The organism is Aeromonas sp. QDB03 (assembly GCF_027707985.1).
In the GTDB taxonomy this organism is placed as follows: Bacteria; Pseudomonadota; Gammaproteobacteria; order Enterobacterales; family Aeromonadaceae; genus Aeromonas; species Aeromonas hydrophila.
The window spans coordinates 909430-924360 of record NZ_JAPCJG010000001.1 but is presented as its reverse complement, the minus strand read 5'-3'; the positions used below and the strand labels follow the sequence as shown (position 1 = coordinate 924360).

Here is a 14931-nt window from a genome sequence, read left to right as displayed (position 1 = left end):
GGGATAGCGGTGCGACTCCCATGAGGCCGCGCGTCACCAAATAAGAGGGGCCTGGCTGCATCTGGCGGTGGTATTGGGCGAGGGGATGCCGTTAAAATTGCGCATTTGAAATAAATGTTATCCGCGCAGGAGCCCCATGCAGTTCAGGGATTTTTTTCCGGTATCCACCAATACCAGTATCAAAGAGAGTTGTTACGGCGCCCTGGGCGCCTTCGTCGGGCTGCTGGGTACTGCCCTCTTGTGTCGCTGGGGGCTGGGGCTTGAGGTCCATTGGCTGATCGCCCCCATGGGGGCCTCCGCCGTGCTGCTGTTTGCCGCGCCTGCCAGCCCGCTGGCCCAGCCCTGGTCCATCGTGGTGGGCAACGGGGTCTCGGCGCTGATGGGGGTGCTGAGTGCCAGCCTGGTGGCGGATCCGGCGCTGGCTGCGGCCCTTGCCGTGATGCTGGCCATCGCCGCCATGTTTCTCACCCGCAGCCTGCATCCGCCCGGCGGCGCCGTGGCCTTGACCGCGGTTATCGGTGGCGAGGGGATCCGCCAGCTCGGGGTCGGCTATGTGCTGCTGCCGGTGCTGCTCAATTCGCTGCTGTTGCTGCTACTGGCGCTCTGCTACAACCGGCTGCTGGGGCGCCGTTATCCCAACAGCGGCCAGGCCCAGCCCAATCGCCATCAGACCGCCGATCCTCAGCCGAGCGAGCGGGTGGCGACCCAGGCGGCGGACATCGACTTTGCGCTGGAAAAGCACGGCGAGCTGCTCGACATCAGCCGCCAGGATCTGCAGGCGCTGCTGCAGGAGGCCCAGCTGCACGCCCTGCGGGCCAGGGTGGGCACGGTGCGGGTACAGGACGTGATGTCGCGGGATCTGATCCTGATAGCGGCGCAGCAGCCGGCCATGGCGGCCTGGCAACTGCTCTCCCACCATCAGGTCAAGGCGCTGCCGGTGGTGGACGAGGCCGGCCGGCTGACCGGCATCATCACACTGCACGACCTGATGATCGACCGGGCGCTGCAACAGCCGCGAGGCGCCGCGGAGCTGGCCGAGCTGCGGGTCGCGGATCTGATGACCCGCAACGTGTCGACCGCCCGCCGCTATCAGCCGCTCTACGATCTGGTGGGCGCCTTCTCCGATGGCGGCCTGCACCACATGCCGGTGGTGGATGGCGAGCAGCTGGTGGGGATCCTGACCCAGTCGGACATGGTGGCGGCGCTGTTCAACCTGGCGCTGCACCCGGCACAGGGCGAAACCGGCGCGCCGGCCAGTCCATAAAAAAGGCCCCTCACGGGGCCTTTTTGTTGTCTGCGTCTTGGCTCAGGGGGCCGGGTAGATGGTGTTGCCCTGAAACACGGTCTGCTCGACCCGGGTGTCGGCAATCTGCTCTGGGGTGCCGGCTTCGACCAGGGCGAATAGATCCCGGTCGAGCACGATGAAGTCGGCGGATTTGCCCGCCTCGATGGAGCCGGTGATCTCCCCCTGGCGCACCGCCCTGGCACCGTTGATGGTGTAGGCGGCCAGCATCTCGGTCAGCGAGATGCGCTGGCTGGCGCGAAATGCATCGTCGCTGCCGGCCGCCCGTACGATGCCGGCGGCCATGTTCTCAAACGGACGGGGATCCCGGCTGTCGACCGGCGCGTCGCTGCCTGCCACCAGGATGGCACCCGCCTTGCGGCTGCTCTCGACCGGATAGAGGGCCTGCTGCAGATAACCCAGCTGATCGTAGAGCGCCTCGCTCAGGGACTGGCCGGCCCTGGTTGGCTGGATGAAGGGGGTGACCAGCATGTCGTAGGCAAGCTGGGGCGTGGTCCAGGCGTAGGTGAAGGTGAGGTAGAGCCCGAGCTCGCCAAGGCGGCGCTGATCGTCCGGGTGCACCACCTGCAGGTGGGCCAGGGTGTGGGGGATGCCCCGATCGCCGTTGCTGGCGCGGGCGGCAGCCAGCGCATCGAGCCCGACCCGGGTGCTGCGATCACCGATGCTGTGCATGTGAATGCCAAAACCCGCCCCGTCCAGCGCGGTGACGTAGCGCTTCAGATCCGCCTCCCGGTAGTTGACAATGCCGTTGCTGCCGGCGTCTTCGCTGTCGGCGGTGATGGTGACCCGGCCGCTGTCCGGATCCAGCGCCAGATGGGGGTTCTGGTAGTTTTCCAGCATGCCGGCGTTGGGCAGGAAAGGCGGCGCGGTGAAGGGATCCCCCTCCAGCACTCCGTCGAGGAAGATCTTGACCGCATCGGCCTTGATCAGCGGGTTGCCGGCAAAGGCGCTTCTGACCTGAGTGGCCTTGGCCAGGTGCCCCTCGATGTCCAGCTTGCCGCTGTAGTCATCCTCGTGAAAACAGGTGGCGGCGGTGATGCGCATCTGCAGCAGCCCTCGTGCCTGCATGCTGAGCAGGCGCTGGCGGATGAAGTCGGTGGCGCAGGCGTCCTGCACGCCGGTGATGCCGCGCGAGGCCATCAGGGTAGCGATGGCCGGCAGGATCTGCTCGTACTGGGCGGCGGCCCGCTCGTCGCTGGCGCTCAGCACCCCGCTGTCCGGCACCGGGATGGCGCTGCGGGCTCCCTCCCGGATGACGCCGCTGGTCAAGTCCACATAGGGGATGAACCGCTCGAACACCCCGCCCGGCGCCAATGTGCCGGGGTTGAAGCCCACCTGATTGCCATCCTGATCTTCGGCGCTGGCCAGTGCCTGCGAGTTGTAGGCACTGGCGTGACCGTCCGCCCCGAGCAGCACCACCGGGTTGTCCGGCGCCACGGCATCCAGGGCGGCCAGCAGGGTGGCATGGCTCGCGGTCGGGGTATTGCCATCATAAGGGGACCACTGATTGACCACCAGCCACTCGCCCGGCTGCCCGGCGTAGCGGGGCAGGCACGCCTTGACCTTGGCAGCCAGCTGATCGAGATCGACGGCCTGGCCATCCAGATCGCACATGGGCAGGGCCACGGTGCCGAGCAGGTGGATGTGGTTGTCGTGCAGCCCCGGCAGCACCATGCGCCCCTGCAGATCCACCTGGCGGGTGGCGTTGGTCATGAAGGATCCGGCCCCCTGGCGCGAGCCGACGTAGCGGAACTTGCCATCCTCGACCACCATGGCCTCGACCAGGCTGCGCTGGCCATCCTGGGTGTAAATTTTGCCGTTGAAGTAGAGGGTACTGGTCGGTTCCTGCGAGCGGTTGTCTTGCTGGCAGCCGCCGAGCAGGATCGTCATCAGCAGGGCGACCAGCCCCCGGCGGTGGTTGTGTTGTTTGCCATCCATTGCGTGCTCTCCTTGTATGATTGCAGTGATTACTGCAAATATGAGCACAGTTGTTTATTGCAGCTGCGCCGGAAAATGCCAGTTATTGCTGCACTTTTTTTTACTTGTGTTGAGTCTGTCTCATCATGTAGTGATGAGACTCGGTGACCATGGAGGGAGAGACGCAATGGCGGAACACGCATTGCCAGAGGGACTCAGCATGCGGCGTCAGCCGCGGCAGCAGCGCAGTCAGGAGGTGGCGACCCGCATCGAGCAGGCCACCCTGGCGCTGCTGCGGGAGCAGGGGTTTGCGGCGCTCAACACCAATGCCATTGCCGCCCGCGCCGGGGTGGGTATCAAGTCGCTCTATCACCTCTATCCCAACAAGGAGGCGATCATCTGCCGGCTGGCGATGGACTGGCTGGCGGCGGTGTGCGAGGCGCAGGCGACGATCCGCCAGCAGGCCGACAACTGGCCGCAGACCCTGGCCATGCTGGATCAGGCGCTGGATGCATTGGATGAGCGCTTCGTCGGCTACGGGGCCCTGTGGCAGGCGATGGATCTCATCCCGGCCCTGCACGGGCTCGAGCAGGAGCACGAGCGCGGTCAGCTGGCATTCTGGCACGAACGGCTGCGCCATTTTGGCTGCCGCTGGCCCGACCCCGAGCTCACCACCCTGATCCGCTACTTCTACCGGACGGCGGATGTGGTCAAGCAGTGCGCCAAGGAGCAGGGACGCCTGGGGGATCCCATCTGGCTGCTCCATCGCCATTGGCTGCAGCAACTGGTGGCGAGCGCCATCGCCGAGCCGGATCCCGCCAGAGTGTGGCAGGCGCAGCCCGCCCTGATGCCGGGCGACGCGGCGGCAGAGGCTGAATAAACCGCGCTGGGGTCAAAACAAACTGCGGTCAAAACAAACTGGGGTCAAAACAAACTGGGGTCAAAACAAGAGGGAGTGCCAGGCACTCCCTCTTTGGGATAAAACGGGAAGAGACGCAGGAGAAGGCTCAGCCGTAGCGGGCTAGGGTGAGCCCTTCGTCGCTGATGGCGGTGTCGCTGCCGCTGATGAGATCGCACAGCAGCTGGCCCGAGCCCGCCGCCATGGTCCAGCCCAGGGTGCCGTGGCCGGTGTTGAGCCAGAGCCCGGGGATGGGGCTTGGGCCCACCAGCGGGGTGCCGTCCGGCGTCATGGGGCGCAGCCCGGTCCAGAAGTCGGCGCGGCTGATGTCGCCCCCCTCGGGGAAGAGATCGCCGACCACCATGGCCAGGGTGTCGTGCCGTTTCGGGTTGAGGGCCAGGTTGTAACCTGACAGCTCCGCCATGCCGCCGACCCGGATCCGCTCGTCGAAACGGGTGATGGCCACCTTGTAGGTTTCGTCCAGCACGGTACTGCGCGGCGAGGCCTCGGCGTTGATCATCGGCAGGGTGAGGGAGTAGCCCTTGACCGGGTAGACGGGCAGATCGAGCCCGAGCGGGCGCAGGAACCCGGTGGCATAGCTGCCGAGGGCACAGACGATGGCGTCGGCCTTGAAGCGCTGCTCGCCGGCCCGCACCGCCACGGCGCGTCCCTGCGCCAGCTCGATCTCGTCGATGGCGCAGTTGAACACGAACTTGACTCCCAGTCGCTGTGCTTCCGCTGCCATGGCCTTGGTGAAGCGGAAGCAGTCGCCGGTCTCATCGCCCGGCAGGCGCAGGCCGCCCACTATCTTGCCGCGTACCCGGGCCAGCGCCGGCTCTGCCCCTTCACAGCCAGCGGCATCGAGGGACTGGTAGGGCACGCCGTATTCTTCCAGCACCTCGATGTCGCGCTTGCTGGCATCGAGCTGGGCCTGGCTGCGAAACAGCTGCAGGGTGCCGAGCTGGCGCCCTTCATAATCGATGCTCAGCTCGTCGCGCAGCAGCTTCATGCAGTCGCGGCTGTATTCGGCCAGCCGCACCATGCGCCCCTTGTTGACCGCATAGGCCGCCGGGGTGCAGTTGGCAAACATCTTCAGCATCCAGCGCAGCTGGAAGGGATCCGAGGTCGGTCGCACCGTGAAGGGGGCATGCTTTTGCAGCAGCCACTTGGCGGCCTTGAGGGGAATGCCGGGGGCCGCCCAGGGGGCCGCGTAACCGGGGGAGATCTGGCCGGCATTGGCGTGGCTGGTTTCAAGGGCCACTCCGTCACGCCGTTCCAGCAGCGTCACCTTGTGACCCGCCTTGGCCAGATACCAGGCGCTGGTCACGCCGACCACGCCACCACCGAGTACCACTATGTCCATCTTGTCTCTCCTTGACTGGGGCCCTCACCTTAATCAGCCGCCACAGGATATTCAACTGGTGTAGATATAATTGGGATATATATCTATTTACATTTATTTAACTGGTTTTCAATGTTGAAAAGTGTGGACTTGTTGGCATTAGCTGTGGCAGTCAGAACTGCTCCAGCCGGATCAGGTACTGCTCCGCCGTCGCCAGGATGGCGTGCTGCTGTTCGGCGGCCTGGCCATCCCAGTTGGCATAGGGCTGGGCGAGGCGAGGATTGTTGCCAAGCTTCTCCCGGTTGCGCCATAAAAAGTGCCAGTAGAGGCTGTTGAACGGGCAACTCCCGTCGCCGCTGCGGGCTTTGACTTGATAGTGGCATCCCTTGCAGTAGTGGCCCATTCGCTCGAGATAGGCGCCGCTGCTGGCGTAGGGCTTGCTGCCCATCAGGCCGCCATCGGCAAACTGGCTCATGCCACGGGTGTTGGGCAGCTCCACCCACTCGATGGCATCCACATAGATGCCGAGATACCAGGCATCCACCTCGTCAGGATCAAGTCCCGCCAGCAAGGCAAAGTTGCCGATCACCATCAGCCGCTGGATATGGTGGGCGTAGGCGTGCTCCAGAGACTGGCCAATGGCGTGACGCACGCAGGCCATCCTGGTTTCGCCACTCCAGAAAAAACCGGGGAGCGGCCGCTTGGCCCCCAGAAAATTGGTCTGCTGGTAGTCGGGCATCTTTTCCCAGTAGAGGGCGCGCACAAATTCGCGCCAGCCGAGGATCTGGCGGATAAAGCCTTCCACCTGCGCCAGGGTGATGGTGTCCTGATTGGCCTGCCAGTGGGCTTCGGCTGCGCGGATCACCTCGAGGGGGCGGAGCATCTTGCTGTTGAGAGAAAACGACAGGCGGCTGTGAAACAGGCTCCAGCCCCGCTCGCTCAGGGCATCCTGATAGCGGCCAAAGTGCGGCAGGCAGTGCGCCAGAAAATGGGTCAGCAACTCGCGACTCTGGCGCCGGCTGATGGGCCAGGGCAGTTTGCTGGCATCCGCCTCGCCGATGGTGCTGACCCCGTGGCGGGTCAGCATGGCATCGATGTCGCTCACCTCGTTGGCAAAGGTGAGGGGCGCCGGGATGGGTTGGCTTGCCGACAATTTGGCGCGGTTCTCATCATCAAAGTTCCAGCGCCCGCCAAGGGGCTGGCCGTGCTCATCGAGCAGCACCCTGTATTGCTTTCGCAGGGTGCGGTAGAAGAACTCCATTCTGCTGTGGGGGTAGCGCTGCCAGCCATCGCGGGGGGTGAGAAAATGTTCGCTATCCACCTCGGTGGCAGGGATGGCGAGGCCCGCCGCCCAGCTTTTCAACTGGCTGGCGAGGCGCCACTCGTCCGGGCTCTGCCAGGCAACGCTGTCGGCCTGATGCGCCGCGATCTGAGCTGCCAGCAGGGTGGGCAAGTCGGGCCAGCGGGCGCTCTCATCGAGGGTCAGGTAACAGACGCGGTGGCCCGCCTTGCCAAGGGCCGCCGCGAAGGCGCGCATGGCGGCAAAGAAGGCCAGCACCTTCTGGCGATGGTGGCGGCAGTAGTCGGTCTCCTGGCGCAGCTCCGCCATCAGATAGCAGACCGCCGGATCCGGCGTGCGAAACCAGCTGTGACCGGCGTTCAGCTGATCGCCGAGCACGAGGCGCAGCTCCATCAGGCATGCTCCCCATTATGTGGATGACTGCGGTGACGAGCGCGGCGACAGCGCTCGCTGCAGTAGCGAACCTCCTCCCAGCAATTTGCCCACTTGCGCCGCCAGCTGAAGGGGCGTTGGCAGACGGGGCAGATCTTCTCGGGCAGATGGGCTTTGCGATGCATGGGACTTCCGATGGTTGGCAAGAGGGCGGCGTGAACAGGGTCAAGTCAACGGGATAACAGCTTAACGAAGCGGGGCGCGGGTGGGATCACCGTTGCCGGTATCGAGTCGGATGAATGGACGCTTTGTGAGCAGGCGCACAGCCCGGCGGTGCGCCTCTTGTCTGCCAATTAACCTACCGTTAACGTGACGAGGCTGCCCGCTGGCAGCACTCATCAATGGATCTTAATTGGCCACCGACTGGTTACAACCGACATGGAGGGGAGTGATGCCAATCGTGACAGCTACGCCCCGGGCAGCTTGCCTGCTCGCCCACTGGTACACCCGGGATCCCATTCTGACCCTCGACTTTCCTCACCGCTGATTGGCGGCACCCGCCGTTTGAATTTGTCAGCCGGACGACCCTGATCGCCCCGGCCTCTTTGCCAATTCCAATTTCAAACACACTGGCCTTGCGCCGGTGAGGAGTCTTTTATGCGTCGTATACCCGAGCCGTTTCGTATCAAGATGGTCGAGCCCATCAAACAGACCACGGGCGCCGAGCGCCGCGCCGCCCTCGAGGCCGCTGGCTGGAACCCCTTCCTGCTGCTGGCCGAGGATGTCTATATCGATCTGCTGACCGACAGTGGCACCGGTGCCATGTCCGATCGTCAGTGGGCCGGCATCATGATGGGGGACGAAGCCTATGCGGGCAGCCGCAACTTCGTCGAGCTGGAGCGCGCGGTGCGCGAGATTTTTGGCTACCAGCATGTGATGCCCACCCACCAGGGGCGCGGGGCCGAGCAGATCCTCTTCCCCGAGCTGGTCAAGCGCTGCCAGGGCAAGGCGCCGGTCTTCATCTCCAACTACCACTTCGACACCACCAAGGCCCACGTGGAGTTGGCCGGCGCGCGGGCCATCAACCTGCTCACCCCGAAAGCCCTCGACACCACGGCCTCGTATGCCTGGAAGGGGGATTTTGATCTTCCTCGTCTGAGTGACACCATCGAGACCCTGGGGGCCGACAACGTGGCCGGCATCATCATCACGGTCACCTGCAACAGCGCCGGCGGTCAGCCGGTCTCCATGGCCAATATGGAGGCGGTCTCCGAGCTGGCCCGTCGCCACCATATTCCGGTGGTGATCGACGCCGCCCGCTTCGCCGAGAACGCCTGGTTTATCAAGGAGCGGGATCCGGCCTATGCCAAGCACAGCATCAAGGAGATCGTGCGCCAGATGTTTGCGCTGGGGGACATCTTCACCATGTCCGCCAAAAAAGACGGGCTGGTCAATATCGGCGGGCTCTGTTGCTTTAAAGAGGATCTCGAGCTGTTTCGCGCGGTGCAGGTGCGCTGCGTGGCGATGGAGGGGTTTGTCACCTATGGCGGCCTTGCCGGGCGGGACATGGCGGCGCTCGCCATTGGCCTACGCGAGGGGATGGATGAGGAGTATCTGACCTACCGCATCAGTCAGGTGGCCTATCTCGGCGAGCGGCTGGCCGAGGCGGGCATCCCGATCCAGACCCCCACCGGCGGTCATGCGGTGTTTGTCGATGCCAAGAAGCTGCTGCCCCATATTCCGGCCGAGCAGTTCCCCGCCCATGCGCTTGCTTGCGAACTCTATCTGGAAGGGGGCGTGCGCGGAGTGGAGATAGGCTCCCTGTTGCTGGGGCGCGATCCCGCCACTGGCAAGCAGGAGGCGGCGGACTTCGAGCTGTTGCGTCTCACCATTCCGCGTCGGGTCTACACCCGGGATCACATGGACTATGTGGCCGACTGCTTGATCGCGGTGAAAGCGCGGGCTAGCGACATTCGCGGGCTCACCTTTGACTACGAGCCGCCGCTGCTGCGTCACTTCACCGCGCGGCTCAAGCCGGTCTGATTGCCAGCACTTTGGCGTCGTAGCCAGCGGATTTGTTCACAAGGCTCAACAACAAAAGCCCCCGCACCTAGGTGCGGGGGCTTTTTTGACGATGATCGCCGGGCGCGTTACTGGCTGCTGAACAGCTTGGTCTGGGGGCTGGACTGGGCGGTCAGGCTCATGCGACCGGAAGTCTCCAGCCAGGATTTGATCCGTTTGGCATCGGCCACCCGGGCGTTGGGAGTGTCGGCATTGAGCAGCACCATGATCACCGGCTCGCGGTTGATCTGGGTGGCCATCACCAGGCAGCGACCCGCCTCGCGGATATAGCCGGTCTTGGAGAGGGAGATGGGCCAGCTCCCTTCGCGCACCAGCCGGTTGGAGTTGAGGTAGTGCAGCTGGCGCTTGCCGTTGCGCACCATGCGCTCCTCGGTGGAGGAGTACTGGCGAATAAGCGGATAGGTGGATGCCGCCGCCACCAGCTTGGCGAGATCGTGGGCGCTGGAGACGTTGCGAGGGGTGAGCCCGGTACTGTCGGAGAACTGGGTGCTCCACATGCCGAGCATGCGGGCCTTGGCGTTCATCGCCTCGATGAAGGCACGCTGGCCACCGGGGTAGTTTCTGGCCAGCGCCGACGCGGCGCGGTTTTCCGACGACATCAGGGCGATATGCAGCATGTCGGCCCGGCTCAGGCGCGAGCCCACCGCCAGCCGCGACCCGGTGCCCTTGAGTCTGTCCACGTCGGCCATGGTAACGGTCAGCATCTCGGAGAGCCGCTGATTGGCATCGAGCACCACCAGCGCCGTCATCAACTTGGTGATGGAGGCTATCGGCATCACCCGGTTGGCGTTGCGCTCCGACAGCACTTCACCGGTGCGCGGGTTGGCCACCACGAAGGCGGCTGAGCTCAGCGCCAGATCGTTGCGCTGCTCCAGAAAGCTGTTGGGGGAGTGAGACTGGGCTGAAAACGGATTGGCCTGGGCGCTCTCCATGCTGACGGGAACAAGGAAGGCACCGAGCAACAGGGTAAGAAAAGGGCGAGTAATCATGATTTGACGCTACCGTACGGCTGACAGGGATATTTGGCTAAGTTATATGACGGTAATTGACGCTTCACAACGTCTAATGGCCCGATATTTCAATTTTATGGGATGGCGCACCTTGAAGTAACGGTAATGGCGGCTATGGGTGGCTTCATACGAGTAATGATGGGGTGGGCAGGAGTGGGGAACCTGGTCGCGGCGCGCGGCTGGCGGCGCCCCCTGGCCGCCAGATAGTGACTTTTTTACCTCTCTCTGCTGCTTGTTTCCTTCCTCTCGCTCATTCTGGGTGATCATCTTTGCTGAAAACGGCCTGATCAGGGGCGGCAACATGTGCTGATGGCCGCCATGGCCGGATGTGGATCATCACAGGATCAAGGGGATAAGGGTAGGGCTCTTGGCATGCCCCCGCTATGGTGTCATGGCCACCCGCATCAGCGCCGAGGGGCTATTTTCGACAAAGTAGTGCCAGAGGTGATCATAGAGTGCCTGCTGGCCGGGGAAGCCCGCCAGTGCCTTGGCCTCGGCCAGGCTGCACCAGCGGTACTCGGTGTGCTCGTGATTGAGGGTCACCGCCTGCGTTGGCGGGCAGTAGACCACGAACACCGGCACCAGACCGACGGTGTTGGTGGCGTGGTCGTAAAACTGCTCCAGATACTGGCCGTTGTAGAGTTCGTGCACGGCGATGCCGGTCTCCTCGCGAAATTCGCGCACTATGGTCTGCCAACCGGTTTCCCCCGCCTCGACCGTGCCCGCCACATGACACCAGAAGCCGCCCTTGACCCGTTTCATCATCAGCAACCGGGTCTCGCCCCGGATGGTGGAGAGCGCAACGCCGGAGACGGTGTGACAGCGAATGGGGATCATGGGATAGGCTCCATAAAAAGGTTCAATAGACGCCTATTGTTCGGCCGCAGACGGGATCTTGGCAAGTGATTTCCCTGCCGGCGGCGCTTGTGCGGGCCCAACGTGACAGGGGCATTCAGCCCCAGTCACACGTCCGGTCAGCCTCCCATCATGCGGGCGGTCTGGATCGCCTCGATCAGCGCGGCCCGATTGATGCGGGGGCGTTCCTCGTCCAGCAACTGCTGCCAGAGGGCGATGGCCTGGGAGTAGCGGCCGTGCAGGAAGTGATCGGAGGCGAGCAGCATCAGGGCGCTCACCTCGCCCTTGTCCTGCTTGAGCGCGCTATCAAGCAGACGTAGCGCCTCCGGGGTGAGCTGCTGGCCTGCCTGGTAGTAGAGCACGGTAGCCTGGGCGGCCTGGGTCGCCGCGCTGGCGCCCCCCTCTTGCAGGGCGAGGCGCTGGTAGGCGAGCAGGGCGTTGGCGTACTCGTCCCGATAGAGATAGAGCTGGCCGAGCGCCGCCCAGCCGTCGAGATCGGCGGGGTTGGTTTGCAGACGCTGGTGCAGGGCGCCCAGCTCCTTGTCCTGCAGATCCCGCGGGCTCAATCCCGCCAGCGGATCGGGGCGCGACTGATAAGCCAGCCACGCCTGATAGCGGCCGGTGCCGGCATAAATGCCGGCCATCAGCGCCAGCAGCAGGGCCCCAAGCAGTATCCATGAGCGCAGCCAGGGCAGCGGACGGGCGGTGCGGTCCCTGACCAGCCGCTCGCGCAGGGCCTGTTCGGCAGGTGGGGTGGCGTTGGCGAGGCGGGCCAGCTCCAGCTCCCGGTAGAGGCGGCTGTGGGGGGCAAGCCCCGCCTGCTGCTCGGCCATGATCAGCCGGTTCAGCTCGGCTCTGGGGTCGTGGGCGAGCACCCTCTCGGCTCTGTAGCCGACAAGCGGCACCCGCGCCGGTTGCCGGCGATGCAGGCTCCTGCGCAGGCGATTGAGCGCCAGCAACAGCAAGAGGGCTGGCCCCCCCCACAGCAGCGCCGTGCTGGCCTTGAAGGGGGGATCGTAGCGCACGAAGTCGCCAAAGCGGCTGGTCATGCGGGCGATCACCTGTTCGTCGCTCTGCCCCTCATCCACCCAGCGGTAGACCTCGAGCCTCAGATCCCGGGCGATGGGGGAGTTGGACTCCACCAGGTTCTGGTTCTGGCACTGGGGGCAACGCAGGGCGCGGGCGAGATCCTGGGCGTGGCTCTGCAACTCGGGGTGCTGGAACTGATAGGTGTCGACGCCGCTGGCCAGGGCGCCCTGGCTCAGGGGCACGCCGAGTACCAGCAGGGCGCAGAGGATGATGAAGCCCTTCATAGTTTGCCCTCCTGGCGGGCGGCCTTGAGCTTTGGCACAAACTGGCGCTGCCAGATATCCGTGCTCAAGAGACCCGTATGGCGGGTGAGCAGGGTGCCATCGGCGGCAAACAGATAGGTTTCGGGCGTGCCGTAGACGCCGAGCTCCAGCGCCAACTTGCCGTCCAGATCCGCCAGCACGGCGCGATAGGGGTTGCCTGCCTCCTCAAGCCAGGCGCGGGCAGCATCGCCCTTGTCTCTGTAGTTGAGGCCATAAAGGGGCACTGTCTTGGCCAGCTCGGCGAGCAGCGGGTGCTCGGCGCGGCAGTTGGGGCACCAGCTGGCCCAGACGTTGAGCACGAAGGGCTCCCCCTTGAGCGCCTCGGTATGGATGGGGTCGCCGCCAAACAAACTCTCGCTTTGCCAGGCCGGCAAACTGCGGCCCAGGGTCGCCTCATCCTGACTGTAGGGGTTGTTGCCAAGCCCCAGCCAGAGCAGGACGCCGAGGCACAGGGTCAGCAGCAGCGGCATGAAGAGGCGCAGGCGGGCTCTCATGGTGCCTCCTTGGGGAGCAAGCCCGCGACTTGATGTGCAGCGGTCTGCGGTTGGGCTGCCAGCAATGGCTTGCGCCCCAGCAAACGCAGGGCGCCGCCCGCCATCATCAGCAGGCCGCCGAGCCAGATCCAGCGCACCAGCGGCTTGTAGTGCAGCCGCATGGCATAGGCATCTGGCCCCATCTTCTCGCCGAGCACCACATAGAGATCGCCCAACAGCCCCCACGCGATGCCCGGTTCGTTCATGTTCATGGTGCGCACGCTGTAGTGGCGCCGCTCCGGCGTCAGCCGCGCCACCTCTTTACCGTCCTTATGCACGCTAAGCGTGATGCGCTCGGCGGTATAGTTGGGGCCGATCACCGGCTCGCTCCCCTCATAGCGAAATTCATGGGCGCCGAGCCGGTAGGGCGTATCCGGACTGAGCACTGTGCCCCCCTCGAGCGAATGGTGGCTCACCTGGGCGATGCCGAGGGCGCACACCGCCACCCCGAGGTGGGCCAGCAGGCTGCCGAGCCGGTTAAGGGTGAGCTCGCGCAGCGACGTTGGTTGCAAGAGAGGGAGCAGCAGGCTGGCAATCAGCCAGAGGCTCAGCACGTTGGCCGCAAGCCCCAGCCAGCCGGCCCGCAGCGGCTCGGGGTAGGCGAGGCTTAGCAAGGTGCCCCCCAGCAGGCCGAACAGGCATGGGAGCAGCACCTTGATGCGGCGTTGGGCTGCCAGATGTTGCCAGCGCAGGCGCGGCAGCTGGGTCATCAGCGCCATCATGCAGAGGGCCAGCGGCACGAAGATGGTATTGAAATAGGGGGCACCCACCGAGAGCGACCCCAGATGCAGCGACTGGAACACCATGGGGTAGAAGGTGCCGAGCAGCACGCAGGCGCAGGCTACCGACAGCAGCAGTATGGCGGCGCCCAGCAGCCCCTCTTTTGACAGTAAGCCGAAGCGGGCGTAGGGGGCGCGGGTATCGGCCCGCAGTGCGAACAGGGTGAGCGCCGTGGTGAGCAGAAGACCGAGCAGCAGCAACAGGGTGAGGCCGCGGTTGGGATCTACCGCGAAGGCGTGCACCGAGGTGAGCACGCCGGAGCGCACCACAAAGGTGCCGAGCAGGCTTAACGAGAAGGTGAAGATGGAGAGCAGTAACACGCCGTGGCCGTAGGCGCCGCGCCGCTCGCAGACGATCAGGGCGTGGAGCAGGGCCGTGCCCAGCAGCCAGGGCAGCAGGGAGGCGTTTTCCACCGGATCCCAGAACCACCAGCCGCCCCAGCCGAGTTCGTAATAGGCCCACCAGGAGCCGAGCACGATACCGGCGGTGAGAAAAATCCAGGAGCCGAGCGCCCAGGGGCGGCTCCAGTGGGCCACGGCGCCGTCGAGCCTGCCCGAATGGAGCGCCGCCATGGCGAAGGCGAAGTTGACCGCAAAGCCGACATAGCCGAGGTAGAGCAGCGGCGGGTGAATGATAAGGCCGATATCCTGCAGCATGGGGTTGAGATCGCGCCCCTCCGGTGGCCCCGGGAACTGCCTGTCAAACGGACTGGAGAAGATCAGGGTGTAGAGGGCGAACAACCCGACGATCAATCCCATGATGGCCAGCACCCGAACGGTGATCAGCGGATCGACCCGCCTGGAGCAAAGGGCCACCAGCGCGCCCCACAGCCCCAGCGCAAACACAAAGAACAGCATGGAGCCCTCGTGGCCGCCCCACACGGCCGCTAGCTTGAAGCCAAGGGGTAGGGCGCTGTTGGCGTGCTGGGCCACATAGACCAGGGTGAAGTCATCCTGGCCAAAACAGCTGGCGAGCAGCAGCAGGGCGGCCAACAGCAGGAGCGCGACCAGGAGGGCCAGCGGTGTTGCGCAGCCGAGCAGCGGCCGTGAGGCGAGCCGCAGCCCCAGCCAGGGCAGGGTGCCTTGCAGCAGGGCGAGCCCGGTCGCCAGCAACAGTGAGAGATAGCCGAGCTCCGCCAGCACACAACCTCCAGTCAATCATTCGTCTATGTTATGCCGAAGCGTCGG

General features: G+C 64.8%; 12 protein-coding genes. 3 read left to right on the top strand and 9 right to left on the bottom strand.

Going from position 1 to position 14931, the window contains the following annotated elements:
- The first annotated feature begins 136 nt into the window (after positions 1-136).
- The gene (locus PG900_RS04090; protein WP_270830967.1) at positions 137-1264 is read left to right on the top strand and encodes an HPP family protein; all 1128 of its coding nucleotides are present in this window, start codon (positions 137-139) and stop codon (positions 1262-1264) included.
- A gap of 42 nt (positions 1265-1306) precedes the next feature.
- Here the strand turns inward: PG900_RS04090 and PG900_RS04085 are convergent, their stop codons facing one another.
- On the bottom strand, positions 1307-3241 hold the full coding sequence (locus tag PG900_RS04085) for an amidohydrolase (protein WP_270799139.1): 1935 nt from the start codon (positions 3239-3241) through the stop codon (positions 1307-1309).
- A gap of 166 nt (positions 3242-3407) precedes the next feature.
- Between PG900_RS04085 and PG900_RS04080 the strand changes: the two genes are divergently transcribed.
- A complete protein-coding gene (locus PG900_RS04080; RefSeq protein ID WP_270799141.1) occupies positions 3408-4100 on the top strand; it encodes a TetR/AcrR family transcriptional regulator in 693 nt (230 codons plus the stop codon).
- 127 nt (positions 4101-4227) lie between these two features.
- Here the strand turns inward: PG900_RS04080 and PG900_RS04075 are convergent, their stop codons facing one another.
- From PG900_RS04075 to PG900_RS04065, 3 genes are all read right to left on the bottom strand, one after another.
- Entirely contained in the window at positions 4228-5481 is a 1254-nt protein-coding gene (locus PG900_RS04075) for a D-amino acid dehydrogenase (RefSeq protein WP_011705831.1), read from the bottom strand.
- A 151-nt stretch (positions 5482-5632) separates the two neighbouring features.
- On the bottom strand, positions 5633-7153 hold the full coding sequence (locus tag PG900_RS04070; RefSeq protein ID WP_270830966.1) for a cryptochrome/photolyase family protein: 1521 nt from the start codon (positions 7151-7153) through the stop codon (positions 5633-5635).
- The gene (locus PG900_RS04065) at positions 7153-7317 is read right to left on the bottom strand and encodes a DUF2256 domain-containing protein (RefSeq protein WP_124252454.1); all 165 of its coding nucleotides are present in this window, start codon (positions 7315-7317) and stop codon (positions 7153-7155) included. The genes PG900_RS04070 and PG900_RS04065 overlap by 1 nt, the downstream gene beginning before the upstream one ends.
- 472 nt (positions 7318-7789) lie before the next feature.
- On the opposite strand from PG900_RS04065, the gene PG900_RS04060 reads away from it, so the two are divergent.
- Positions 7790-9175 (top strand): tryptophanase, encoded by a 1386-nt coding sequence (locus PG900_RS04060; RefSeq protein WP_270799149.1) that lies wholly within the window; start codon positions 7790-7792, stop codon positions 9173-9175.
- Positions 9176-9282: 107 nt separating this feature from the next.
- On the opposite strand, the gene pbpG is transcribed toward PG900_RS04060, so the two are convergent.
- The 5 genes from pbpG to nrfE all read right to left on the bottom strand — a co-directional run bounded on the left by pbpG (position 9283) and on the right by nrfE (position 14886).
- A complete protein-coding gene (gene pbpG, locus PG900_RS04055; RefSeq protein WP_005300287.1) occupies positions 9283-10203 on the bottom strand; it encodes a D-alanyl-D-alanine endopeptidase in 921 nt (306 codons plus the stop codon).
- A 402-nt stretch (positions 10204-10605) separates the two neighbouring features.
- The gene (locus PG900_RS04050; RefSeq protein WP_270799151.1) at positions 10606-11061 is read right to left on the bottom strand and encodes an NUDIX hydrolase; all 456 of its coding nucleotides are present in this window, start codon (positions 11059-11061) and stop codon (positions 10606-10608) included.
- A 137-nt stretch (positions 11062-11198) separates the two neighbouring features.
- Positions 11199-12392, bottom strand: coding sequence for a heme lyase NrfEFG subunit NrfF (gene nrfF / locus PG900_RS04045; protein ID WP_270799154.1), 1194 nt, complete (start codon positions 12390-12392; stop codon positions 11199-11201).
- The gene (locus tag PG900_RS04040) at positions 12389-12925 is read right to left on the bottom strand and encodes a DsbE family thiol:disulfide interchange protein (protein WP_270799156.1); all 537 of its coding nucleotides are present in this window, start codon (positions 12923-12925) and stop codon (positions 12389-12391) included. Before PG900_RS04040 ends, nrfF begins: the two co-directional genes overlap by 4 nt.
- A complete protein-coding gene (gene nrfE / locus PG900_RS04035) occupies positions 12922-14886 on the bottom strand; it encodes a heme lyase NrfEFG subunit NrfE (RefSeq protein WP_270830965.1) in 1965 nt (654 codons plus the stop codon). Before nrfE ends, PG900_RS04040 begins: the two co-directional genes overlap by 4 nt.
- Between the last annotated feature and the right edge of the window lie 45 nt (positions 14887-14931).